Origin of the sequence: Gemmata obscuriglobus, from assembly GCF_008065095.1 — a bacterium.
GTDB classification, from domain to species: Bacteria; Planctomycetota; Planctomycetia; order Gemmatales; family Gemmataceae; genus Gemmata; species Gemmata obscuriglobus.
The window spans coordinates 1,605,773-1,628,920 of sequence record NZ_CP042911.1; the positions used below are offsets into that span (position 1 = coordinate 1,605,773).

Here is a 23,148-nt window from a genome sequence, read left to right on the forward strand (position 1 = left end):
CTTCAGCACGCCCCGGCGTCACTCGCCGCTGAGCTTGTACTTGTCGATCAGCCGGTACAGCGTGCGCCGGCTCACGCCCAGCGCCTTGGCCGCCTGCACCTTGTTCCCCCCGTGCCGGTGCAGCACGTCGCGGACGTGGTGCCGTTCGACGCGGTCCAGGTCGTCCGGGCCGGTCGTCGGGGCCGGCTCCTCGCCCGCGGCGGGCGGCCCGCTCCCCGCGGCGAGGTTGTCCGGCAGGTCGTCGGGCGTGATGACGCTCCCCTCGGCCAGGATCTGCGCCCGCTCCAGCACGTTGGCCAGCTCGCGGATGTTCCCGGGCCAGTCGTACCGGCACAGGAGGGACCGCGCCGCCGGGTCGACGGTCATCGGCCCGCGGCCCACCTGCCGCGTGTGGAGGAAGTGCTGGATCAGCTCCGGCACGTCCTCCCGCCGGTCCTTGAGCGCGGGCAGGTCGACGGTGATGACGCTGAGCCGGAAGAACAGGTCCTCGCGGAACCGCCCGGCCTTCTGCTCGGCCTCGAGCGGCTTGTTGGTGGCCGCGATGATGCGCACGTCGGCCCGCTTCTCCTGGGTGCTCCCGACCCGGCGGTAGTGCCCGTCCTCCAGCACCCGGAGCAGCTTCGCCTGGAGCGCGGGCGCCATCTCCGCGACCTCGTCCACGAACAGGGTGCCGCCCTCGGCCACCTCGAACAGGCCGGGCTTGGGGCGGTCGGCGCCGGTGAACGCGCCCTTCTCGTGCCCGAACAGCTCGCTCTCCAGGAGCGTCTCCTGCAGGGTGGCGCAGTTGACCGTCACCAGCGGCTTGTCGCGGCGGGCGCTGTTCCCGTGGACGGCCCGCGCCACCAGCTCCTTCCCGGTGCCGCTCGGCCCGCGGACGAGGACCGTCGCGGTCGTGGGCGCGACCTTCTCGATGAGCTGGACGACCTTCCGCACCGCCGGGCCGGACCCGACGATCCGGTACCGGTCGGACTCGAACGTGAGCCGCTGCACGTACCGGCGCAGGTTCGCGTTCTCGCGCCGCAGCCGCCGCACCTCCATCGCCCGGTCCAGCACCGGCAGCACCTGCTGGAGCCGGAACGGCTTCAGCACGTAGTCGAACGCCCCGGCCTTCATCGCCTCCACGGCGGTCTGGATGGTGCCCTGGCCGGTCATGATGATGCCGACCAGGTGCGGGTCCGCCTCCAGGCACCGGCGGAGCAACTGGATGCCGTCGGTGCCGGGCATCATCAGGTCCGAGAGCAGCACGTCGGGCTCGCCCTCGCGCAGCGCGTCGGCCGCGAGCGCCGGGTCCGACAGCCCGCGGGCCTCGAACCCGGCGTCGGTGAGCGACTCGCACAGCGCGCGCATCAGCTCCACCTCGTCGTCGACGATCAGGAGCTTGCCGCGCGGGTTCCGTTGGTCGCCGGTCATGGGGGTGCGTCTCGCAGGCGGTCCACGTTCGTGTCGGGGCGGGTGGGGAGCGTGATGCGGATGGTGGTGCCCGCCCCCAGGGCGCTCTCCACCTCGAGCGTGCCGTGGTGCTGCTGGACGATGCGGCGGCAGATGGCGAGCCCCAGCCCGGTCCCCTTCCCCTCCTCCTTGGTGGTGAAGAACGGCTCGAACACGCGGTCCCGGAGCTCGGCCGGGATGCCGACGCCCGTGTCGGCGATCTCGATCACCACCGCCGGGCGCCCGTCGGGCAGCGCCCCGGCCCGCACCCGGGGCACCAGCCGGCCGCCCCGGGGCATCGCGTCCGCGGCGTTGGTGAACAGGTTCAGGAACACCTGCCGCAGGTGCTGCCGGTCGGCGTGGATGTGCGGCACCCCGGGGGCGAACTGGGGCTCCACGAGCACCCCGTGCTTGCGCAGGTGGTGGGCCACCAGGTCGACGGTCCGGCTCACCTCCTCGCACACGTCCACGGTGGACACCTGGTCCCGCCCGGCCCGGCTGAACTGGAGCAGGTTGGCGACCAGGCCGGCCATGCGCTCGACCTCGCCCTCGACCACCTCGAGCGGCCGCCGCCGCGGGTCGTCGGCCGGGGTCTTCGCGAGCAGCCCCTCGATGCGTAGGCTCACCGTGCCGAGCGGGTTGTTCAGCTCGTGGGCGATGCTGGCGGCCAGCTCGCCCACGCCCGCGAGCTTGGCGGCCTGCCACAGCTGCTGGGTGGTGGCCCGCAGCTCCTCGGTCTTGGCCTGGAGCTCCGCGAGCGCCTGCTCCCGCTGCCGGGCGGTCTCGCGGAGCTGCGCCTCCGCGCGGGCCTGCGCGTCGGCGAGTTCGGCCTGCGCGCGGAGGTGCTCCAGCTCCCGCTGCGCGGCCTCGTACCGCTTGCGCTCGGTGGCGTCCCGCACGATCGCGGTGAACAGCAGTTCGGCCCCGGCGCCGAACTTCGAGATCGACACCTCCGCCGGGAACTCGGACCCGTCCTTGCGCCGCCCGAACACCTCGCGCCGCGCCCCCATGAGCCGGGCCGGCGCCGGGGACCGGGCGAACTCCTCCATCTGCTCCGGGTGCCGGGCGCGGAACCGCTCGGGCAGCAGCAGGTCGATGGACCGGCCCAGCATCTCCTCGGCGGTGTACCCGAACAGCACGGTGGCGCCGCGGTTGAACAGCACGATGTCGCGGCGCGCGTCGGTGGTGATGACCGCGTCCTCGGCGACGTCCAGTATCTCGGCCAGTTGGATCAAGGAGATACGCGCGCGTGCGGCGCTCCTGGCGGACGGCCCCGCGGGGTACAGGGCGCCCGTTTGTGTGGGATCGAGTAACATTCCGGCCCCACTGCTCATGGTTCCCGCTCGGCTACCCACCGTCAACGGCTATTCGCCGCGCCGGACCCTTCGGGGCGCGGCGCGTGGCGAAACAACAGGTTGCTGAACCAAACCAGGATGGTCACCAACACGGCCCCGAAGCCCAGCATGATGAGCGCTTGCATTGCGTCCCCTCTGATAGTTGCGGTGCCGGGGCCAATCGCAATCGGTGTGCCGCAACGAACGGCGTCCAGATCGGCCGGTTGTGCGTGATAATCGGCCCGTTTTCACGCACTCTGGCAGCGCGGTGTGCGGAACCGGCACACGCACGTGTGCCCGGCATGTGCGGCTGCGGCGCGCGCCCCGGCCCGGTCCTCAGCGGCAGGCCGGCACACTTGTTGCTCAATGGGTGAACGCACACCGGCTGGAGCGTTCCGGCGCGGTCATGCGAGGAGCAACCAGATGAAACGCGACGACGGGAACGTGGTGCGGGTGTTCGCCGGCCCGCTGGTGCTGGTCGAGGTGTACCAGGGGAAGCTGAGGGAGGTGGGAATCGAGAGCCGCGTGGTCGGCACCGAACTGTCCGCAAGCCTCGGCTCGGCGCTCTCCGGTTCAACCGAACTGTGGGTGAAGGAAGAGGACCTGGAGCGCGCCACGGAACTGCTCACGGAAGAGGAGCAACGAGCGGCGGCCAAGGAATGAGGCCCGGCGGCGCGGGCTCGTGCTGTCAGGTGCGGGAGCTTGTGCGGCGGGCGGGCGCGGGAGGGCTCTCTCCCGCGCCCGCCCGCCGCACCCGTTTGGGACGCGCTCACATTGTCGGGACCATCGGCCGGGTGAGACGCGCGAGTGAAAACGACGAGTGTGTGTCGCGGCGAAGCTGGCCGGAACGAGAGCGCCCTTATTGAGAGCCCGTTCACCACCGCCGCTCCGGCGCCCTGTAACCGAAGAACGCGCCAGGACGCCGCCTGTGGAGAACGGGCGACGGAAGCCGGTCACATCTTGGGGACCGGGACGCCGGCGCCCCGGAGCGCGTCTTCGAGCTTCGCGCGGTCGGTCCGCGTCGGGTCGATGAGCGCCGTCACCTTCCCCCCGTCTTTGAACGTCGCGGTCGCCTGCTCCACCCCGTCGATCTTCGCCACGGCCTCGTAAGCCGCGAGGCAGCACGCTTTGCAGTCGAGTACGGGGGCCGGGATCACGACCTCCTTGAGCTTGTCGCGCGGCACCGTCCGGCGGGGCTTCGCCCCGAAGGTGTTGCGGCTCGCCTCCCGCAACTTCTGGTCCAGCCGCTCGGCGACCTGCTCGGGCTTCGCCCCGGGGAACGCCTTCGCGGGCACGAACTCAACGGTGACCTCGGCGTCGGCGAAGTTGACCCCGACCAGGGTCACGTCCGCGACCGCCTTGAACGCCTCGCGCAGGTCGGTCTCGCGGTCGGGGCTGAACAGCCCGAGCACGCGGAACGTGGCGCGCTCGGGCTTCGGCGCGGGCTGGCCCTTGTTCTGGGCGGCCCCGCCGGTGCCGAAGCCGACAACCAAAAGCAGGGCACCGGACACGTGTGTGGCGCGCAACGCTCGTCCTCAGCGGGTGTGGAACAACTTGCTCTCGACCAGTTCGTACAGCAGCGTGCGGGTGCCCCCGCCGCCCTTATTCGTCGCGGCCACCACGGCCGCGATCTCGTCCCGATCGGCGAACGACACCCCGCGGCCGGTCGCGTACACCGCGAGCTGGGCGGCGAGGTTGGCCAGCAGCGGGTCGCGGTCGCCCGCGAGTTGCGCCTGGAACTCCGCGAAGTTCGTAAACGTCCGCCCGTCGGGCTGCACGCCGCTCGCGTTCACCTTCGGACCGAGTTTGAAGCTGATGTTGACGAACGGGTCGATGGTGCCGCGCGGGGCCGGATCGCCCGTGCCCAGCGAGCGGTACCGCGCGCGGTGGCCGCCGATCACGTCGAACTCCTCGAGGGCGAACCCCGGCGGGTCGATCTTCGCGTGACACGACGCGCACGCGGCGCTGTTGCGGTGCTTGTCGAGCTGCTCCCGGATGGTGGTGGCCCCGCGCACGTCCGGCTCCACCGCCGGGGTGTTGGGCGGGGGCGGGGCCGGGGGCCGGCCGAGGATGCGGTCCAGCACGAACGCGCCGCGCGGCACCGGCGAGGTGGTCGTGCCGTTCGCGGTGACCTTGAGGACGGCCGCCTGAGCCAGGAACCCGCCGCGCGGCACGCCGGGCGGCAGCGCCACGCGCCGCACCTGTGTCCCGCTCACCCCGGGCACGCCGTAATGCGCCGCGAGCCGCCCGTTGACCATCACGAAGTCGGACCGCACGAGGTGGTCGGCGGTGAGGTCCCTGTCGAGCAGCTCGCGGAAGTACGCCCGCGGCTCCGCGAGCATCGAGTCCGCGAGGTACGGGGTGAACTCCGGGTACAGCTTGCGGTCCGGTTCGTTCGACCAGAACTGCCGGAGCTTCAACCACTGCCCGAGGAAGTCCTCGACGAACCGCCGCGACTTGGGGTCCGCGAGCAGGCGGTCGGCTTCGGCGCGGAGCGCCCCGGGCGTGCGGAGCTGGCCCGCGGCGGCGAGCTTCGTCAGCTTCTCGTCGGGCATCGAGTTCCAGAGGAAGTACGACAGCCGGCACGCGAGGGCGTGGTCGTCGAGGGCGCCGGCCGGCTCGACGTGGTAGAGGAAGTCCGGCGCGCAGAGCGCCGCGCGGTACGCCCACCGCATCGCCAGCTCAAAGCAGTCGCCCTCCTTGAGCCGCGCGGCGACGCGCTGGACGTACTGCTTCCGCACCTCGGCCGGCACGGGCCGGCGGAACGCCCGCGGCAGGAAGTCGGCGAGCAGCCGGTCCGCGTCGGCGAGCGGCTTGGCGGTCTGAACCGTCCAGAGGCCGGGGACCGGGTCCGGCTTGTTCAGGCTGCCGCTCACGCGCTGCCGCTCGGGCGCGCGGACCGGGAACCGCACCCCCGGGTGCTTCTGAGGGTCCGCCTCGCGTATCGGCAGGGTGCCGAACAGCCGCTGGTGCGCGACCGGGGGCCAGCTCTCGTGCAGCGGCCCTTCGACGTCCAGGTAGTCGCACGCGATCCCGGGGCCGGTGTACCCCATCGCCCGCTGGGGGCCGCGGGTGCCCCCGCCCACGATCGACGCGGCGTCGAACCCGATCTTGTCCCGCGGGTTCAGCCACGCCACCACCTGGTGCTTCTGTTCGGTGAGGGACGGCGCGTCGTAGTACCCGAGCACCGTGCCGGACAGCCGCGTGCGGCCGTCCTCGGCCGTCTGCACCACCGACAGGCGGGCCGCCTCGGTGCCGCGCGCGGGCAGCACCGCGCCCCGGTCCCACTGGAAGCTCCACAGCGACGCGGTCAGCTTGTACCGCCCGGGGTAGACGGCCGCGAACTCGCCGAAGCACGGGGCGAACGACTCGTCCTCGTGGCGGAACAGGCCCACGCTGGCCCCGGACCGGAACACCCCCAGCCGCTCGTGCGCCCCCTGGTCCAGGTGCGCGTGCCGGCCGGCCGGCGGGAACTCGGGGGCCGGCTTCTTGTCCCGCAGCAGCACCCCGTCCCCGTGCAGCAGCACGTGCCCGACGATGTAGTCGGCCAGCGGCACCCGCTGCTTGACGGGCTTCGGGGCGGTCGGCCGCGTCGCGATGGCGGCGTCGAGCACGCGGTCGGCGGCGTCCAGGTACTTGGCCAGGTTCACGTGGGACAGGTCCAGGGCGTCCGCGTGCTTGTCGAACCCGTGCGCGGTGCCGTCCGGCGGCAGGTCGATTTGGAGCGGGATGCCCGGGAGGTCGAACAGGTCGCGGACGGTGTTCTCGTACTCCCCGCGGGTGAGCCGCCGGAGCCGCGTGCGGCCGCCCGTTGCGGCCGCCTTCTCGGCGGCGATGAGATCGTCCCGGAGCGCGCCCGTCGCCGCGGCGAGGTCGGCCGCGGGGGGGCGCGGGCGGCCCTTCGGCGGCATCTCGCCCCGCGCGACGCGGTCGTACACGAGGACCCACCGGGCGCGGTTCTCGGGGTCCGACGGGGCGAACGCGAGCGCGGCGAGGTCCAGGCCGCCGCCCTTGGTGTCGGCGTCGTGGCACCGGGTGCAGTGCGCCTCAAGGAACTTGGTCGGCGGCGCGGCGCCGGCCGCGGCCGGCAGGGCGGCGGCCGCGAGACACACGAGCGCCGCCCGCGCGAAAGGGTGAGTCATACGGTGTGCCGCCTGGGGCGAGGTGAGTGGTGGGACGGGGCGGAGGGCCGGGCGCTACGCCGGCTCCAGCCCGCGCATGGTGCCCTTGCCCGTGGAGAACTCGCGCGCCTCGATCCCGAGCCGCTGGAGCATCGACACGAACAGGTTCGTCAGCGGGTAGTTGTTGGTCGTGTCGAACGCCAGGTGTTGACCGTGCTTGAACCCGCCGCCCGCCAGCAGCACCGGCAGGTTGGAGTTCGAGTGCGAGTTCGCGCTGCCCATGCACGTGCCGTACAGGACCATCGTCCGGTCCAGCAGCGTGGCGCCCTGTTCCTTCGCGTCCGTGAGCGCCTGGAAGAACCCCGCGAGCACGTCGAACTGGCCCTGCTCCTTCGCCCGCAGCTCGGCGAGCACCTCGGGCCGGTTCCCGTGGTGCGTGATGTTGTGGATCGGCGTCGTGTCGATGAACAGTGACACCAGCCGCGACGAGTCGGTCTCCAGCGCGAGCCGGATCACGTCGAACATCAGCTTCGTCTGTTTGGCGAACTCGCGCCCGTCCTTCTCGTCCGTCGGCGGGGCCGCGGCCACCTTGGGCTTGGGCTTGTGCTCCCACGCCTCGGAGCCGGCGAGCCGCTGCTCGAGCTCGCGGACGCTCGTGTAGTACTGGTCCAGCCGGGCGCGGTCGGCGGGGGCGAGGGACCGGTCGAGCCGCTTCGCCTGGCCGCCGACGAAGTCCAGCGTGCTGCGCCCCTGGCGGAGCTCCGCCACCCTCGCCGCCACGTCGGCCGCCTTGCCCTGAACGAACAGCCGCTCGAACAGCTTCCGCGGGCTGCGCTCGACGGGGATCGGGGCCCCGCTCCGGGTGAAGCTGAGCGTCTGCCCCTCGTTGCCGACGCCGAGCACGAGCGAGGGGTAGCGGGTCCGGTTGCCGATCTGCTCGGCCGCCACCTGGTCCAGCGACACCCCGTTCCGGAACCCGCCGCGCTCCGGGTGCGGGGTGCCCGTCAGGAAGCACTTCTCCGCGGCGTGCGCGCCGGTCACCTCGGGGTGACTGACGCCCGAGAACACCGTGAACTGCGTGCGGAACTTGCCGAGGCGCTCCAGGTACGGCGAGAGCGCGTACCCCGCCCCGGGCTTCTCCGGGAAGAAGTACTGCGGCAGGATCCCCATGTTCGTCTCGATCGCGACCATGCGCCGCGGCACGTCGGCCTTACCGGCGGCCCGGACCGGGGCCATCGCGTCGAGCAGCGGGAGGGCCAGCGCGACCCCGGCGCCGCGGAGGAACATGCGGCGCGACAGCGGCCGCGGGGCGGGACTGAATATTCTGTTCACTATGTGTGACCAATTAATGGCGAAGAAGGGCGACCGTCCCGGTCCGCTCGAACTGTAGCACGCCGTTACCGGAAATCCAAGGTTCCGGCCACCCCAACGGCGAGCGTCACAGGTCAACTGTCGCGGCGATTTAAAATCACAAACACATCAAACCATCAAGCGCCAGTTGCTCGCCGCCGAATCGGGTTCTAAAGCGTGTGTCATTCGGCTCCGGCGCCGACCGGACCGTGCGCCGGCCCCGTGTCGGGTATTACACCCTACGGCCGACGCTCTGTCAATTGAGCAGCCGTCGAAGGCACCCGCGCGAGCAACTCGGCCGTGCGGCTCGACCAGTATGAATGATAGACGGACGCGCCCGGCGGTTGGTAACTTGGTGCGTCGGGCGCGGAGCCGGCACCGGATTTGAGGGGTGGCATTGAGAGGCGTGACACCGAGTCCGGTCGCTTCCCGTTGGCGACAGCCGAGATGAGATCGATCGCAGGCCCGAACACGCCGACGTTGCACCCGCCCGCTGCCGCAGGCGGCTGGCACACGGAAAGGCGTCTCCTTCCGTAGCCGGCCCCGCATACATGAACCCGCCGTGGTGGTGGTCACGTGTGCGAGCGTGGGTGGCGTTTTGCGGCCCGTGCGGGGCGCGCGGTTCGGAAGGCCGCTTTTGACAGGATCGACAGGATGAAGACAGGCCGATTTTTCCATCCTGTTCATCCTGTTCATTCTGTTTTTGGTCTTTCCATCGCGCGTTCGTGCCCCGCTCCCGGGCGGTCGCGGCTCGTCAAGAAATGCGACACAACCACCGGGCACGTGGACGAGAGCGGCTACAGAATACGGCGTGGGCACCGATTAACCGGATTTCGGTCGTTTCAAGTTCGGGCCACGTAGCCGTGTACTGGCTCTCGGCGTGGCCCGCTCACTCGTGCAGAGGTATTACCACGGATTGGGCGCGGTGGTAGAGTAGGGCCTATGGGTACCATTTCGACCGTATGCACAAGTTGCACCGAGAGCGGTTCTGGCAACTGGTGTGTGAGCACGCGCACACCGTGAACGTGGCCGCCCACGTGCTCCCGACGCTTTTGGGGACGGCCACGCCCTTTGCGTCGGCACTTGGCATGTCCCGGTTCCGGAACCACGAGTTCGTCACACTGCCGGCGCTCATCGAACCGGGGCAAAGTGGGCCATGGTGACCGAGGCCCGCTCCGCGGGGGTGACGGTTCGGGTCGCCGGGGGCGCGGGTACGCTGTGGGTGGCGGAAGTGCCGGTCGTGTTGGACCGACCCGGGCGGAATCGGGTGGGCGGCGGCAAGCGGGTGCGCACACCGGGTGCCCCGTTGAGATTGCGGTTGATCGTCAGTTGGGTGCTCGGTCCGGACGGACGGGTGCTGGCCGAGTGGTTCCTGCTCAACAACGCCCCGCTGCGGTTCGCGGCGGCAACGGTCGCATGTTGGTACGCGTGGTGCATCGAGAGCGACCACAAGTTGCTCAAGACGGCCGGGATGAACGCCGGGCAGTGGCAGCAACAGACGGGCGAGGCGGTGGCCCGGCGGTTGGTGGTGGCGAGCACCGCGTGCCTGTCGGTGTGGTGACTGCAACAGGACCCGTCGGTCGAGGCGGGGGCGGTGCGCGGGGTGCTGGTGCGGCTGAGCGGCGCCAGATGAAGCACCGGGGCGAGCACACCGCCCCGGCTTTACTCTCCGCACTGGACAAACTGCTGGCGGTTCTCAACTTGATGCGCACACACGACCTCGCGGAACTCGTGGCCCAGGCCAAACGGGTCCGGCCCAACATCTTCAACTCCGCGTAGCTTACCACCGCGCCCAATCCGTGATAATAACTCTGCACGGAGTGAGCGGACCACACTCCGAACATGAGTCGCGCGGCGCGAGCGGGAAACGACCAGATGCGAGGGGGCCGGTACTCGCGCCGTACCTGTAGCGTGCCTCGGTGGGGTCGGTGGTAGACGGGTGATGTCGCGCCGGCCTCACCGAGTACGGATTCGGTGTCGGCCGGCGCGGGGGCCGAGCCTACTGCCGCGCCCACTCGACCGTGCGCCGCAGCCCTTCGGCGAAGGGCACCGCGGGCGCGTAGCCGAGGTCGGTGCGGATGCGGTCGATCCGCGCCCGCGAGTGCTTCACGTCGCCCGGACGGGCCGGGCTGTGGACCGGCACCGCGCTCGTCCCCAATATCGCGTTCAGTTCTGCGATCAGCTCCAACAGATTCACGCTGCGCCCGGTGCCGACGTTGTACACCCGCCCCGACACGCCGGGGGTGTCGGCCGCGAGGACGAGCGCCCGCGCCACGTCCGAGACGTACACGAAGTCGCGCGACTGGAGCCCGTCGCCGTGGATCGTGGGGACCCGCCCCGCCGCGAGTAGCCCGGCGAAAATGGCGATCACCCCCGAGTACGGGCTGTCGGCCCGCTGCCGCGGGCCGAACACGTTGAAGAACCGCAGCCGCACCGTTTCGATGCCGTAGGTGCGGGCGAACGCCTCCGCGTAAAACTCGCCCGCCAGCTTCGCCGCCGCGTAGGGCGACAGCGCCATCAGCGGCGTGGCCTCGTCCTGGCCGGCCTCGTCGGACGCGTTCCCGTACGCGCTGGCGCTGCCGGCGTAGACGATCCGCCGCACGCCGGCCTTGCGGGCGGCGTCGAACACCGTCAGCGCCCCGGTCGCGCACGCGGCGTGCGAGGCGAGCGGGTCTTCCACGCTCTTGGCGACCGACGCGAGCGCCGCGAGGTGGAACACCACGTCGCACCCCGCGACCGCTCGCGCCACCGCATCGGGATCGGTGACACAGCCTTGAACGAGTTCGGGGGCCGGTGAGATGTGCGCGAGGTTCGCCGGCAGCCCCGTTGTGAGGTTGTCCAGCACCCGAACCGTGCGGCCGGCGGCGGTCAGTGTGTCCGCGAGGTGCGAGCCGATGAATCCGGCCCCGCCGGTGATCAGACACGTTGCCGACATCGAAAGTCCTTGGGTCCGAGTTTCATGCTATGGGGGCGTCAGATGCGTCCGCCGCCCCACAGCCTGAAACTTGGAACCAACAACCCGAAACTTCAACCTCACGGCATCAACTTGCCGCCCGGGACCGGCGGGATCGGGGGCAACCCGCTCTTCCCCTCCGGCTTCGAGTCGGTGCCCGGCAGCGGGCGGGGCTGGTTCAACTCGCCCGAGCCCGGGCGCGGGACGTTAATCACCGGGGACGCGGGGCGCGGGGCGTCACCGACGCCGTGCCCGAGGTACGGGTACGGGCACGCGTCGTCCCACTTGCGCCACTGCGTCTGGAAGTACCCGAAGCACGCGCCGGGGCACAGGTTCACCTGGTACGGCGTCTTATTCTTCTTGAGCAGCACGTGGTGCTTGCAGGTGGAGCAGGAGCCGGTCGCGGCCCCGTGCTCGCACGTGGCGCAACCGGGGTCACCGACCGCCACCGGGGCGGCCGAGACGACCGGCGGCGGGGGTACGTCGGCGGCGGTCGCCGGCGCACCGGCCCACGCGAGCGCGGCTACGGCACCGGCTGCGAGTCGAACGAAACGGGAAGAAAGACTCATACCGAGACTCCTTTCACGGTTGAGAAGCGGAACGCGCCGTCCGGGCGCGGTTTCTTACCTGCGGAACGAGTTGACCGCGGCGCCGACGCCGAGTGCGGTGCCCAGAGGCGACCCGCCCGGACGGGCGAGCCCGCCGCCACCACCGACCATCGCAGCCCCACCGTACCCGCCGCCACCGCCGCCGGTGAGCGCGCCGCGCCCGTTGGCGAGGCCGTTCGGGTACCAGTGCCCCAACCCCCCGCCGCTCCCGCCGGTCCCACTGGGGTACCAGTGGCCGAGGTTGTTGAACGTGCCCACAACGCCGGTGGCGGGCAGTTGCGGGTTCACCGCGAACGCGCCCGGCAGGGTTTGGCCGAAGTTCACCTGTCCGGGGTAGCCGAAGCCGGTGAGCGGTTGCCCCGGCATGACGAACCCTTGTCCGAACTGCCCCCCGGCCACCTGCGGCCCGATCGGGTTGATGAACGGCGCGTTCCCGGCCCCGGCGCCTTGCACCCCGAGGGCCGGGCGCGGGCTGAAGATGTTGCCGAACGAGCTGTACCGCGGCCGAACGGGGGCCTGCGGCTGTGCCGCCACGGGGGCCAGTTCGCTCGCCCCGAGAACGGCGACGGCGGCCACGAGAACGGACGAGCGGAACGACATGGTTGCGACTCCTTCTGGACCGTGCGCGAGCGGGCGGTCCCGCTATCGTAGCACGGCGCCCCTTCCGCTACCGTAAACGACATCGGCGGCCGGGAACCCGCCGAAGCAGGTTCCCGGCCGCCTCTTGTGGCCCCGCGGCCGCCGCGTGCCGTCAAAACCGTTGCGAGCCGCGCCGTGGTCGAACGCCCGGCCGTTCCAAGTTGGGAAGCCGCTCGGCAAAAGCCCCAGGCCATGTCGTGTGCTGTGAGCTTCACGCGAAACCTGGAACGACTGAAGCCAGACCGTCGTAACGCCGAGGGCGGCCCCCGGCGTTACGACGGTCTGGCGTTACAACCCTTAACCCGCGTCAGGGGATGATCGGGGCCACGATCCCGACGTTCCCGTTGTTCCCGTTGTTCCGGAACTGGTTCTGTACGCTCGCCCCGAGCAGCGTCACACCAAGGGCCCGCTGGACCGGCGACAGGGTGCGCGCCATGTACGTGTCGAACTTGGTGAGCGGCTGCGACAGGATGTACACCCGGTCGCCCGGCAGCAGTTGGTAGTTCGTCTTCACCTGCCCCTTGCGGGTGATGCCGCACCAGTCCACCGGCAGGATCTGGTCGTTGCCGCACTCGACCGGGGCCGGGCGGGCGACCCACAGCTTCTTGCTCGACACCGCCGACAGCCCGCCGTTCAGCGACACCGCGTCGAGCACGGTCTCGTTGCCGGTGTGCGGGAACCGCACCACCTGCTCGCCGTTGCCCGCGAAGTCCGTGATGACGTAGTAGTACTTGCTGTTGTACGAGAACACGTCTACCGCCACTTCCGGCTTGTACAGGTACTTCGACAGGTGCGCCTCGATGGCCTGCTTCACCTGCGCGAGGCTCAGCCCGGCGACGTACACGCTGCCGTACCCGCCCAGGCTCACGGTGCCGTCGGGCCGCACGATGTGCTGGCCGCCGATCTGCTGCACCCCGCGGGACTGGGCCAGCGAGACGGTCACGTTCGCGGTGTTCCGCTGGGTGCGGACCTTGTCCTGGATCACCTTCTGGGCCTCCTCGGTGGTCAGGTCCACCACGCGGACGGTGCCGCCGTAGCGGGCCCCGAGGTTGACGGTCCCGTCCGGGTCCACCGGGTACAGCCCGGCCAGCGGGGCGCCCTGGAAGTCGTTCTCGGCGCTCAGGTACAGGATGTCGAGCGCTTCCAGCCGGTACGGCGGCAGCGGGATCACCCGGATGGCGTCGATCTGGAGCACGTCCGGGGTCTCGACCACGTACGGCGGCATGCTCACCTTGTTGAGCTCTTTGGGCACCTGCACGTTGGGGATCGTGCAGCAGTTGAAGTCCGGCGGCTTGCAGCACTCGCGCTCGGCCCGCAGGTTCTTGGCCGACTGGCACCCGGCGCCGCCGAGCGAGCCGGCGAGCGCGACCAGGGCCAGCCACACTTTCCAGAAGCGTCGGCGCAGCATCGTTTATACTCCTTGTCCCGATCCGCGGGGTTGTTCAGCTCGTGCGAATTCGCGGGCCTGCCCGGCCCGCCGTCCCACCCGTGCTTACCTGACTAATCGGCTCTCCCGCCCAACCGGTCCAACAAAAACCTTCCCCTCCAACCGATCTCTCCGGAATTCTCGGGGCACGAAATCTTCCCCAGCCGCTTGACAGGTGCCCTTTCCTATCCCGGGCCGGAATGGTTACACTGTGTCGGGATGGAGCGATATTGCCGCGCATACCGGTTGTCACGCGCGCCGGTGCCGGCGCCTTCCGGGCGCGTCCGGCCACGTGCCGGCCGCACGGGCGGAGCCGGAAACGCGGCAAAAGTGGTCGATTTGCACCCGACAGCAAGATCCGCACGGGCCGCGCCGTAATACCGGGCGCGTCGCGTGCTAAGTTTGCTGGGCGGGGTGGTTGTTCGGTCGGTTTTCGGCCGACGCCCGCGCTGGTCCCGGCTCCGGCTTCGGCCCGAGCCTCAAAATAGAAGGGTTCGCAGGAACGCGAGCCCGCCCGCGCCTCAACGCCGGAGACTCTCACGATGGCCCGTCCGATCGCCGGTGACCCGCCCGCGAGCCCGCCGCCCGCGCCGTTCCCGACCCCCGGCGGGGTTCCGGCCCCGGTCGCACCGTCGCCGTTCAGCTACACCAACCAGCCGAGCCTGCCCGGCCCGACGGTGTCGTCCGCGCCCACCCCGAGCGGGCTGTGGAACGCGTTCCGCCGCCGGTGGGTGCTGAGCACCTTCGTCGGCGCCCTCGTGGCCGCGGCGGTCGCCGTCGGCGCGTGGCTGGCCATGCCCGCCGGCAAGCACCAGGTGCGCGCGCTGGTGCAGCTCCAGCCGCAGCACGCGTACATCACGAACAAGGGGCAGGAAGACTTCGAGTGGTACCGGCGCCGGCAGATCTACCTGCTGACGAAGGACCGCGACCTGTTCAACCGGGTGCTCGCGGACCCGGCCGTGTCCAGCCTGGCGCTGGTGAAAACGGCCGACGACCCGGTCGCGATGCTCGAGGACGCGGTCCGGGTGTCGGTCGCGGCCCCGGAGATGTTGGAAGTCACCCTGACGGGCAACCACCTCGACGACATGAAGGTGCTGCTCGACCGCCTGATCAAGCGGTACCTCGACGACACCAACGCGTTCGACAACCGGTCCCGCACCGAGGAGCGGGAGCACCTCCGGAACCGCCGCAGCGAGGTGCAAAACGAGATCGCGCAGGGCGAGCGGGTGATCGAGTTCACGGCCCGGAACCTGGGCGTCAACGGGACGGGCGACGCCAACGGCTCGACCCAGCTCCTGCACATCAAGTTCGGCGAACTCGACCGCATGTTCACTGCGGCCAACCACGAGCTCGGCGACCTGCAGAGCCAGCTCAGCGTGTACCAGGACCAGTTGGAGGAGCGGAAGCGCGACCCCAAGAAGTTCGCGGCGGACACGCAACTGCTGAAGCTGGCGGTCGCGCGGGACAAGCGGGTGGTCGCGGCCAACGAGCTGTGGCAGGCGGCCAACGACCTGTACACCAAGGAGCTGAAGAACTCCAACCCCGAGAACGCGTACATCCAGGAGCTGAAGGCCGCGGCCGACAAGTACAAGAAGGCCCTGGACGACGTGCAGAACCAGGTGACGACGGAGGCCGAAACCGCCCTCCGGTTCAGCGACCTGGCCGAGCGGCAGAAGAAGGTCAGCGACCTGGCGGACCAGATCGCCATCAAGGAGAAGGTGCGCAACGGCCTCCGGACCGAGCGCGACACGGCCAAGAAGACGATCGAGAGCACCGCCGGCGGCGGCGCCAGCATCGACGCGCTGCGCAAGAACCTGGAGCCGCAGCGGGCGCTGCTCTCCCGGCTCGACGAGCAACTGCTCCAGTTGAGCACGGGCGAGGGCCGGACCCGGGCCAGCGCCCGCGGCGAGGCCGAGAAGATCCCGAACAACAACCAGAACAAGAAGCTGGCGATGTCGTCCGTGGGCGGCCTCGGGGCGTTCCTCACGGTGGTGCTGCTGATCTCATTCCTGGAGTGGCGCACCCGCCGCGTGGACGGGGTGGACCAGGTGGTGACCGAACTCGGGATGCGGGTGATCGGCACCGTGCCGGTGTTCCCGAACCGGGCCAGCCTCCAGGCCGCGGTCGAGGCCGGCGGGGCCAACTGGCGGTTCGTGCTCAACGAGAGCATCAACTCGACCCGCACCATGCTGCTGCACACGGCCAAGAGCCAGTCGATGCAGGTGGTGATGGTGACCAGCGCCACCCAGGGCGAGGGGAAGACCTCGATCAGCAGCCAGCTCGCCACCAGCATGGCGACCGCCGGGATGCGCACCCTCATCGTGGACTGCGACCTGCGCAACCCGTGCGTCATGAAGCTGTTCGAGGTCCCGCTCACCCCCGGCGTCTCGGAGGTGCTGCGCGAGGAGGTGGACGTGAGCGACGCCGTCCAGGCCACCGCGGTGCCGAACCTGTGGGTGATCCCGGCCGGCCAGTGCTCCAACGCGACCATCGCCGCGCTGGCGCAAGGTCACCCGCTGGAAACGTTGTTCAACCGGCTCCGCGGGCAGTTCGACTTCGTCATCGTGGACAGTTGCCCCGTGCTGCCGGTCGCCGACGCGCTGCTGATCGCGCAGCACGTCGACGGCGTGGTGTTCTCGATCATGCAGGACATCAGCCAGTTGCCGAAGGTGATGACCGCCTCCGAGAAGCTGACCCAGCTCAACATCCCGCTGGTCGGCGCGGTCGTGAACGGGATCAAGCAGGACGTGTACTCCTACGGGTACAACTACGTGAAGCAGTTGCCCGCTTGATTCACGGTCCAATTGCTGGTGCAACGTTTTGGGCTTTGTCGTTGTGGCACAGGTGAGAGTTTCTGTGTGGCGCGCAAGGTCGCACAGACGGGAACGTCTGTGCCACAAGAAGCAGGCACCAGCCGGGGCGTTTTGAACGGCCCGGTAGAAATCGTGCGCGTCACTCGCTTCAGGTGCCACGCGGTCGCGAGCCGGTTCCGTCCGGCTCTTCTCGCGGGTTCGGAATCGGGAACTTGGAGCCCGAGACCGGGAACTAATGACGCAGAGTTGCAGCGCAACCGCTGCCGCGCGATCGGGTTCGGTGCCCCTTGCGGGTGGCCGCGAGAGCCGACGAGGAAAGGGTAAGGGTTTGAGCTTGTTGAGTCGGGCCGTGCTCCCCGCCGTCCGTGCCTGATCACCGTGCCGCCCCGCCGCACGACACTACCAAACAAAGCACCCGAACACATGAGCATTCCGCCTGCCAGCCCGTTCTACCCTCAAACCCAGCGGCGCCCCCGGCGCGAGTGGCCCTTGTGGGCGCGCGGGGCGGTAATCGGATTGGCGGTGGTTGGGCTGGGGGCGGCGGCATACCTCGAAGGTTCCCGGTCGGGCCGGTGGGGCGCGCCTGCGGAGCGCAAGGCCGCCGCCGCCAAACTCACCGGCGTCCCGCGCGCGTTCGGCGCGTGGACCAGCCAGGACATTCCGCTCGACGAGAAGGTGGTCCGGGTGGCCGAGGCCGACGGGTACGTGCAGCGGAATTACCGGAACGGAAAGACCGGGGCCGACGTGACCGTACTACTCTTGTGCGGCCCGAGCGGCCCGATCGGGGCGCACACGCCGGAGTACTGCTACGCCGGGAACGGGTACGCGGTGGCCGGCGCCCCGGAAAAACGGACGGTCGCGGTCGGGGCCACGGGTGCCTCCTATTGGTCGGCCCGGTTCGAGCGCCAGTCCCCCCCGGGCGACCCGCTGCGGGTCTGCTGGATGTGGGGCACCGACGGCGACTGGGAGGCCGCCGACAACCCGCGACTCGGCTTGAAAACGGCGATGTACAAGCTGTACGTTGTCCGCGGCGAGCCGGTCGCCCCGCGCGACGGCGCGACCGATCCGGTACACGAATTTTTGACCGAGTTTCTGCCGGAAGTGAAAAAGGCGCTCGGCGTCCCGCCCGCTCTGAACTGACCGGACGCCGCGACACCCGGGGGCGCTGTTGCCCCCCAGACCAGCTGATACGATTTGCCCAGACGCCGGAGAACAGATCTATTATGAGCGCAGCGCCGACGACGCTTCTGACGCCGCCGAATTCGCCAGCGCCCGCCAACCGCGAGACGTGGCCCGAGATCGACCGGCTCCCGGCCGACACGGTCCTCGACATCCGGGCCGACCTCGGCTGGTACGCGGCCGTCAAGACCGCGTTCGACTACGGCGCCGCGCTCGCGCTGCTGCCGTTCGCGCTCGTCCTGATCGGCCTCGCCGCGCTCGCCGTGAAGCTGACCTCCCCCGGCCCGGTGTTCTACACCCAGACCCGCGTCGGGCTGAACGGGCGCAAGTACAAGATCATCAAGATCCGCTCGATGCGGGCCAACGTGGAAGCGACCTCCGGCATCCAGTGGTCGCAGAAGGGCGACAGCCGCGTCACCCCGATCGGGAAGTTCCTGCGGACGTCGCACATCGACGAACTGCCCCAACTGCTCAACGTCCTCATGGGCGACATGAGCCTGGTCGGCCCGCGCCCGGAGCGCCCGGAAGTGATCCAGGCGAAGGGGCTGAACCACCTCGTCCCCGGGTACCGGCACCGGCTCCGCGTGAAGCCCGGCGTGACCGGCCTCGCGCAGTGCCAGCTCGACGCCGACAGCGACGTGACCAGCGTCCGCTACAAGATCGTGTACGACCTGTACTACGTCGAGAACCAGAGCCTGTTCCTGGACCTGCGGCTGATCGGCGCGACCCTGCTCCGCGCGTGCAAGGCGGGACCGACCACGCTCCGGCGCCTGTTCCTGCTGCCGAGCCGCCGGACGGTCGCGGCCGGGTTCCTGGCGAACGTCGTGAAGCCGCCCGCCGGCGCCCCCCCGGTCGCCGTGCTCCAACCGGCGTGACCGGCCCTCGCCGCGCCGCGTTCCTTCCAGCACGCGAAGACACTTCCCCCGTCGGTGCTCGTTTGGTCGGCTCACCCTCTCTCCCGCGTGTCCTCTATCTGACGCACCGCGTCCCGTACCCGCCGGACAAGGGCGACCGCATCCGCACGTACCACCTGCTCCGGCAGATGGCCGCCCGCGGCCGCGTCTGGCTCGGGTGCCTCGCGGACGAGGCGGTCCCGCCCGAAACGCTCGCCGCCCTGAACGGGCTGTGCGAGCGGGTCGCGGTCGTGCCTGTGGGCGCCCGCACGCGGTGGCTCCGCGCCGGGCTGAGCCTGGCGACCGGCGCGAGCCTGTCCGAGGGGCTGTTCCGCTCCCACCAGCTCGCGCGCACGCTTTCGGCCTGGGCCGCGGAAACCGTCTTCGCGGCGGCCGTCGCGTCGTCGTCCGCCCTGGTCCCGTACCTGCGGCTCCCGGCGCTGCGGCACGTGCCCGCGGTCGTCGACCTGATCGACGTGGACAGCGAGAAGTGGCTCGACTTCGCGGCCGCGAGCCGGCCGCCCAAGCGGTGGCTGTACCGGCTCGAATCCGCCCGCGTCCGCAAGGTCGAGAAGGCGCTCGCCGGCCGGGTCCGGGCGGCAAGCGTTGTTAGCCGCGCGGAAGCACAGGTTTACGACTCGTTCACGCACGCTGGCGCCGCCACCGTCGCGACCAACGGCGTCGATCTGGATTATTTCGCGCCGGCGGGGTGCGAGCAGCAGCAGGCGTGCGCGTTCGTCGGGGCGCTCGACTACCTGCCCAACGAAGACGCCGCGGTGTGGTTCGCGCGGGACGTCTGGCCGGAGGTCCACGCCCGGTTCCCGCACGCCGAGTTCCGCATCATCGGCCGGAAGCCGTCCCCGGCGGTTCGCGCGTTGGCGCACCTGCCGGGGGTGAAGCTCGTCGGCCAGGTGCCGGATGTGCGGCCGTTTGTGGCCTCTTCGAGCGTGGTGGTGGTGCCGCTGCGGCTCGCCCGCGGGGTGCAAAACAAGGTGCTGGAAGCGATGGCGATGGCGAAAGCGGTCGTCGCCGCCCCGCCCGCGCTGGCGGCGCTCGGCACCGAGCCCGGCGTCCACCTCCTGAGCGCCGCGAGCCGCGAGGACTGGGTGCGCGGCGTGTCCGAACTCTTCACCGATGCGGCGCGGCGACAGGAGCTGGGGGCCGCGGCCCGAAAATACGTCGAGCAGCATCACCACTGGGAACGCTGTTTGCTACCGCTGGCCGACGCGATTTTCGCACAACCCTGATTGCCTCCGCGCCCCTCACCGCGGAGCCGGTCTCCGACCTACACTAACTCCACTACCCGCCGTGGACATTGCCGACTCTTTGTCACAACCGTTTACGACCTTGTCCGAAGCCCTCGATGCCGACCGACCGCCCGAGCCGCCGGCCCCGCCGGTGGTGCTGGACGCCCGCGTCGTGACCGGCGCCGGGGGCGGTCCGGAGAAGACCATCCTGAACTCGCCGCGGTTCCTGGAGCCGCTCGGCTACAAGATGGTGTGCGCGTACATGCACCCGCCCGGCGACCCCGGGTTCGAGGTGCTGAAGCAAAAGGCCGAGCGGTACCGCGCGCCGCTCGTGTCGATCCCGGACCGCGGCGCGTGGGACTGGCGCGTCATCTCGCAGATGCTCGCGGTGTGCAAGCGGGAACGGGTCACCGTCTGGCACGGCCACGACTACAAGACGAACGCCCTCGGGCTCTTGCTCAAGCGGCTGTGGCCGATGCGCCTGGTCACCACCGTCCACGGGTGGGTGCAGCACACCAGCCGCACCCCGCTGTACTACCGCATCGACCAGCTCTGCATTCCCCGGTACGAGCGTGTCATCTGCGTTTCGGACGACTTGCTGGAAGAGTGCCTCCGCGTCGGCGTGCCGGCCAAGAGCTGCGTGCTGCTGGAGAACGGCATCGACACGGCCGAGTACGCGCGGCGCCAGACCCGCGCGACGGCGAAGGCGGCGCTCGGGCTCCCGCCGGACGGGCTCCTGATCGGCGCGGTCGGCCGGCTGTCGGGCGAGAAAGGGTTCGACGTCCTGATCCGTAGTGTTCATCAGCTCGTCGCGCGGGGCCTGGACGCGCGGCTGGTGATCGTGGGCGAGGGCGGCGAGCGCGGGCCGCTCGAGGCCCTCATTCGCGAGCTAGACTTGGGCCAGCGGGTGCGGCTCGCCGGCTGGCAGGCCGACGTCCGCGGCTTCTTCGAGGCGATGGACGTGTTCGCCCTGAGCAGCCTGCGCGAAGGGCTGCCGAACGTGCTGCTCGAGGCCATGGCGCTCGAGGTGCCCGTGGTTTCCACGCGGGTAAACGGCGTGCCGCGGCTCGTGCAGGACGGCCGCAACGGGTTCCTGGTGAACGCCGGCGACCTCGACGGGCTCACCCGGGCCCTGGCGGGGTTACTGAAGAACGACGGCCTGCGGGAGATGTTCCGGGCGGCCGGCCGGCGCACCGTCGAAACGCGGTACAGCTTCGCCACCCGGATGCAGCGCCTCGCCCGCCTGTACGACGAACTCCTGGCCCGGTGAATAAGGAGAAGCAATGGCCGCAAAAAAGCACAAAAAGCACAAAAAAGAAGCAAAAGCCAAGGAGTAGATTGCGTAAGGATGGAATGATTTTTGATTTCCTTTTGTGCTTTTTGTGCTTTTTTGCGGCCATTGCTTCTTCGGTTCGCATCCATCCGGAATCCGTATGATTCGCCTCATGTCGTCCTCGCCCCCGCCGACGTTCACCGTCACCGCGCACCCGCGGGCCGCGATCGCCGGTCGGGTCGCGGACCTGGCGGCGTTCGTGCGGCACTCGGCGCCCGAGGTGCCGCTCAGCAAGCACCCGCTCTGGCTCGACGTCCTGCGGTCGTCGCTCGGCCACGAGGTGTACGCGCTCGAGGCCACCGCCAGCGGCCGCACGGTGGGGTTCTTGCCCCTGGCGTGCGTGGACTCGGTGCTGTTCGGGCGGTTCCTGGTCAGCCTCCCGTACCTGAACACCAACGGCGTCATCGCCCCGACGGCCGACGTGCGGGCAGAGCTGATCGCGCGGGCCGCGGGGCTGGCCGACGAACTCAACGTGCGGCACCTCGAGCTGCGGCACGAGGCCCCGGTCGCGCACCCGGCCCTCACGGCGTCGATCACCAGCAAGGTCCACATGCGGCTCGCCCTCCCTTCCACGCCGGAGCGGCTGTGGAAGGGGTTCGACACCAAGGTGCGGAACCAGATCCGCAAGGGCGAGAAGGGCGGCTTCGCGGTCACGTGGGGCGGCGCGGAGTGCCTCGACGGGTTCTACGACGTGCTAGCCGAGAACATGCGCGACCTCGGCTCGCCGGTGTACGGGATCGAGCTGTTCCGGGCGATCCTCGCGACCTTCCCCGGCGACGCCGAGATCTGTCTGGTCCGCTCCGGCGCAACCCCCGTCGCGGCGGCGCTCCTGCTGCACGGGTGGGGGGTCACGGAGGTGCCGACCGCCTCGTCGCTGCGGGACTACAACCCGAGCAACGTGAACATGCTGATGTACCACGCGCTGCTGCTGCGGTCGGTCGAGCGCGGGCAGCGGGTGTTCGACTTCGGGCGGTCCACCGCCGACGGCAGCACGTTCAAGTTCAAGAAGCAGTGGGGCGCGGTGCCGCACCCCGCGGCGTGGCAGTACGCGGTGCAGCGGGGCGAGGTCGGCGAGATGCGGCCCGACAACCCGCGGTACCGGCTCGCGATCCGCCTGTGGCAGAAGCTCCCCGTCGAGCTGACGCGGGCCTTCGGGCCGCGGATCGTGCGCGGCATCCCGTGACCCGCTTCCGCTGTTGTGCGGCTCTCCTCTCCCCGCACCCATCCCCCCGCGACACGCCTCGCAACCGGCTGCACCCGTTGGTTGGTGGCCGAGAACTTAAAACGCACGGGACGCGATTTGCGTTCTAGAGTTGTTACCGGTAGCGTTTTGCGCGTCTGGAGGAGCTTCCCGTGGCTATCGGCGCTCACTATTCGTCCATCCTGGCACTGCTCCAGTCACTCCCGGGCGCCGCGTCACCGGCGCTCGCCCAGGCGGCCGCCGCGCCGCCCGTGAGCCCGCTCCGGGCCATCCTCCTTGGTGCCGCCGCGGCGGGCATCGACACGCACCTCGGGCAGTCGGTCGACGTGCTGGCGTAAGCGCCGGGTGAGAGCACCTGCGAGCCGGATCTCCGTTCCTACATTCCGCACCGCCGTTCGTGCCTCGTGAGTTGAACGCGCCCCATTTCGCCCACAACGTGGCGCGGTCTTTTGCTAATGCTGCTATCACTGGTCGGAAGAATCACTCCGCCTCGAAGCTGACGCCTTCCGCGATCCGATCGGCCCCGGGCCGTCGCCGCGCCGCCCGCCCCTGCGCGACGCTGGCGTCGGCGCCAGTTTGGGGCGAAGACGCTCGTGTATGTGCGGGTCTATGCCCACCGACGT

20 protein-coding genes are annotated in these 23,148 nt (G+C 70.2%); 10 read left to right on the forward strand and 10 right to left on the reverse strand.

The features are described from left to right. Positions 1 to 18 precede the first annotated feature (18 nt). Genes GobsT_RS06680 through GobsT_RS40435 form a run of 3 tightly spaced genes read right to left on the reverse strand, consistent with a single transcriptional unit; the run spans position 19 to position 2,908 of the window. Complete coding sequence (locus GobsT_RS06680; RefSeq protein WP_010042835.1) at positions 19 to 1,410, reverse strand: sigma-54-dependent transcriptional regulator; 1,392 nt, start codon at positions 1,408 to 1,410, stop codon at positions 19 to 21. Then, positions 1,407 to 2,762, reverse strand: a complete 1,356-nt coding sequence (locus GobsT_RS06685; protein WP_081471736.1) for an ATP-binding protein — start codon at positions 2,760 to 2,762, stop codon at positions 1,407 to 1,409. The genes GobsT_RS06680 and GobsT_RS06685 overlap by 4 nt, the downstream gene beginning before the upstream one ends. Positions 2,763 to 2,785: 23 nt before the next feature. Next, positions 2,786 to 2,908, reverse strand: coding sequence for a hypothetical protein (locus GobsT_RS40435; RefSeq protein WP_010042830.1), 123 nt, complete (start codon positions 2,906 to 2,908; stop codon positions 2,786 to 2,788). 277 nt (positions 2,909 to 3,185) lie between these two features. On the opposite strand from GobsT_RS40435, the gene GobsT_RS06690 reads away from it, so the two are divergent. Continuing rightward, positions 3,186 to 3,425 (forward strand): putative signal transducing protein, encoded by a 240-nt coding sequence (locus GobsT_RS06690; RefSeq protein WP_010042828.1) that lies wholly within the window; start codon positions 3,186 to 3,188, stop codon positions 3,423 to 3,425. 290 nt (positions 3,426 to 3,715) lie between these two features. On the opposite strand, the gene GobsT_RS06695 is transcribed toward GobsT_RS06690, so the two are convergent. From GobsT_RS06695 to GobsT_RS06705, 3 genes are read right to left on the reverse strand one after another with little or no spacing between them, the layout of a single operon-like run. Beyond that, on the reverse strand, positions 3,716 to 4,288 hold the full coding sequence (locus tag GobsT_RS06695) for a hypothetical protein (protein WP_029601018.1): 573 nt from the start codon (positions 4,286 to 4,288) through the stop codon (positions 3,716 to 3,718). 9 nt (positions 4,289 to 4,297) lie between these two features. Beyond that, a complete protein-coding gene (locus tag GobsT_RS06700) occupies positions 4,298 to 6,904 on the reverse strand; it encodes a DUF1592 domain-containing protein (RefSeq protein ID WP_010042825.1) in 2,607 nt (868 codons plus the stop codon). Positions 6,905 to 6,958: 54 nt separating this feature from the next. Beyond that, entirely contained in the window at positions 6,959 to 8,170 is a 1,212-nt protein-coding gene (locus tag GobsT_RS06705; RefSeq protein ID WP_010042823.1) for a DUF1552 domain-containing protein, read from the reverse strand. A 1,219-nt stretch (positions 8,171 to 9,389) separates the two neighbouring features. Here GobsT_RS06705 and GobsT_RS06710 point away from each other — a divergent pair. Both GobsT_RS06710 and GobsT_RS37565 read left to right on the forward strand, forming a co-directional pair. Then, entirely contained in the window at positions 9,390 to 9,794 is a 405-nt protein-coding gene (locus tag GobsT_RS06710; RefSeq protein ID WP_010042817.1) for a hypothetical protein, read from the forward strand. Positions 9,795 to 9,862: 68 nt separating this feature from the next. Continuing rightward, positions 9,863 to 10,012, forward strand: coding sequence for a hypothetical protein (locus GobsT_RS37565; RefSeq protein WP_010042814.1), 150 nt, complete (start codon positions 9,863 to 9,865; stop codon positions 10,010 to 10,012). Between the two features lie 220 nt (positions 10,013 to 10,232). Here the strand turns inward: GobsT_RS37565 and GobsT_RS06715 are convergent, their stop codons facing one another. The 4 genes from GobsT_RS06715 to GobsT_RS06730 all read right to left on the reverse strand — a co-directional run bounded on the left by GobsT_RS06715 (position 10,233) and on the right by GobsT_RS06730 (position 13,841). Beyond that, positions 10,233 to 11,168 (reverse strand): NAD-dependent epimerase/dehydratase family protein, encoded by a 936-nt coding sequence (locus GobsT_RS06715; protein WP_010042813.1) that lies wholly within the window; start codon positions 11,166 to 11,168, stop codon positions 10,233 to 10,235. Positions 11,169 to 11,266: 98 nt separating this feature from the next. Further along, a complete protein-coding gene (locus tag GobsT_RS06720) occupies positions 11,267 to 11,755 on the reverse strand; it encodes a hypothetical protein (protein WP_010042811.1) in 489 nt (162 codons plus the stop codon). A 54-nt stretch (positions 11,756 to 11,809) separates the two neighbouring features. Next, positions 11,810 to 12,394: a hypothetical protein gene (locus GobsT_RS37570; protein ID WP_010042809.1), complete on the reverse strand. Its 585-nt coding sequence runs from the start codon at positions 12,392 to 12,394 to the stop codon at positions 11,810 to 11,812. Between the two features lie 346 nt (positions 12,395 to 12,740). Next, on the reverse strand, positions 12,741 to 13,841 hold the full coding sequence (locus tag GobsT_RS06730) for a polysaccharide biosynthesis/export family protein (protein WP_010048848.1): 1,101 nt from the start codon (positions 13,839 to 13,841) through the stop codon (positions 12,741 to 12,743). A gap of 560 nt (positions 13,842 to 14,401) precedes the next feature. Here GobsT_RS06730 and GobsT_RS06735 point away from each other — a divergent pair. The 7 genes from GobsT_RS06735 to GobsT_RS06765 all read left to right on the forward strand — a co-directional run bounded on the left by GobsT_RS06735 (position 14,402) and on the right by GobsT_RS06765 (position 22,863). Then, on the forward strand, positions 14,402 to 16,651 hold the full coding sequence (locus tag GobsT_RS06735; protein WP_010048847.1) for a tyrosine-protein kinase family protein: 2,250 nt from the start codon (positions 14,402 to 14,404) through the stop codon (positions 16,649 to 16,651). 444 nt (positions 16,652 to 17,095) lie between these two features. Beyond that, positions 17,096 to 17,812 carry an exosortase-associated EpsI family protein gene (locus GobsT_RS06740; protein ID WP_081471944.1) on the forward strand — a complete coding sequence of 239 codons (717 nt, stop codon included), beginning with the start codon at positions 17,096 to 17,098 and terminating at the stop codon, positions 17,810 to 17,812. A gap of 83 nt (positions 17,813 to 17,895) precedes the next feature. Further along, a complete protein-coding gene (locus GobsT_RS06745; protein ID WP_010048845.1) occupies positions 17,896 to 18,726 on the forward strand; it encodes a sugar transferase in 831 nt (276 codons plus the stop codon). A 62-nt stretch (positions 18,727 to 18,788) separates the two neighbouring features. Next, positions 18,789 to 19,991, forward strand: a complete 1,203-nt coding sequence (locus GobsT_RS06750) for a TIGR03087 family PEP-CTERM/XrtA system glycosyltransferase (RefSeq protein WP_010048844.1) — start codon at positions 18,789 to 18,791, stop codon at positions 19,989 to 19,991. Between the two features lie 100 nt (positions 19,992 to 20,091). Further along, positions 20,092 to 21,261, forward strand: a complete 1,170-nt coding sequence (locus GobsT_RS06755; RefSeq protein ID WP_232068337.1) for a glycosyltransferase — start codon at positions 20,092 to 20,094, stop codon at positions 21,259 to 21,261. Between the two features lie 163 nt (positions 21,262 to 21,424). After that, positions 21,425 to 22,507 carry a FemAB family XrtA/PEP-CTERM system-associated protein gene (locus GobsT_RS06760; protein WP_010051312.1) on the forward strand — a complete coding sequence of 361 codons (1,083 nt, stop codon included), beginning with the start codon at positions 21,425 to 21,427 and terminating at the stop codon, positions 22,505 to 22,507. A gap of 170 nt (positions 22,508 to 22,677) precedes the next feature. Continuing rightward, positions 22,678 to 22,863, forward strand: a complete 186-nt coding sequence (locus GobsT_RS06765; protein WP_010051308.1) for a hypothetical protein — start codon at positions 22,678 to 22,680, stop codon at positions 22,861 to 22,863. The last annotated feature ends 285 nt before the right edge of the window (positions 22,864 to 23,148 follow it).

Excerpts from the sequence above, each read along its gene's own strand:
- GobsT_RS06700 (WP_010042825.1), bottom strand. The coding sequence starts at position 6,904 with ATGACTCACCCTTTCGCGCGGGCGGCGCTCGTGTGTCTCGCGGCCGCC.
- GobsT_RS06685 (WP_081471736.1), bottom strand. The coding sequence starts at position 2,762 with ATGAGCAGTGGGGCCGGAATGTTACTCGATCCCACACAAACGGGCGCC.
- GobsT_RS06740 (WP_081471944.1), top strand. The coding sequence starts at position 17,096 with ATGAGCATTCCGCCTGCCAGCCCGTTCTACCCTCAAACCCAGCGGCGC.
- GobsT_RS06730 (WP_010048848.1), bottom strand. The coding sequence starts at position 13,841 with ATGCTGCGCCGACGCTTCTGGAAAGTGTGGCTGGCCCTGGTCGCGCTC.
- GobsT_RS06745 (WP_010048845.1), top strand. The coding sequence starts at position 17,896 with ATGAGCGCAGCGCCGACGACGCTTCTGACGCCGCCGAATTCGCCAGCG.
- GobsT_RS37565 (WP_010042814.1), top strand. The coding sequence starts at position 9,863 with ATGAAGCACCGGGGCGAGCACACCGCCCCGGCTTTACTCTCCGCACTG.
- GobsT_RS37570 (WP_010042809.1), bottom strand. The coding sequence starts at position 12,394 with ATGTCGTTCCGCTCGTCCGTTCTCGTGGCCGCCGTCGCCGTTCTCGGG.
- GobsT_RS06760 (WP_010051312.1), top strand. The coding sequence starts at position 21,425 with ATGATTCGCCTCATGTCGTCCTCGCCCCCGCCGACGTTCACCGTCACC.
- GobsT_RS06720 (WP_010042811.1), bottom strand. The coding sequence starts at position 11,755 with ATGAGTCTTTCTTCCCGTTTCGTTCGACTCGCAGCCGGTGCCGTAGCC.
- GobsT_RS06710 (WP_010042817.1), top strand. The coding sequence starts at position 9,390 with ATGGTGACCGAGGCCCGCTCCGCGGGGGTGACGGTTCGGGTCGCCGGG.
- GobsT_RS06735 (WP_010048847.1), top strand. The coding sequence starts at position 14,402 with ATGGCCCGTCCGATCGCCGGTGACCCGCCCGCGAGCCCGCCGCCCGCG.
- GobsT_RS06705 (WP_010042823.1), bottom strand. The coding sequence starts at position 8,170 with ATGTTCCTCCGCGGCGCCGGGGTCGCGCTGGCCCTCCCGCTGCTCGAC.
- GobsT_RS06715 (WP_010042813.1), bottom strand. The coding sequence starts at position 11,168 with ATGTCGGCAACGTGTCTGATCACCGGCGGGGCCGGATTCATCGGCTCG.
- GobsT_RS06680 (WP_010042835.1), bottom strand. The coding sequence starts at position 1,410 with ATGACCGGCGACCAACGGAACCCGCGCGGCAAGCTCCTGATCGTCGAC.
- GobsT_RS40435 (WP_010042830.1), bottom strand. The coding sequence starts at position 2,908 with ATGCAAGCGCTCATCATGCTGGGCTTCGGGGCCGTGTTGGTGACCATC.
- GobsT_RS06690 (WP_010042828.1), top strand. The coding sequence starts at position 3,186 with ATGAAACGCGACGACGGGAACGTGGTGCGGGTGTTCGCCGGCCCGCTG.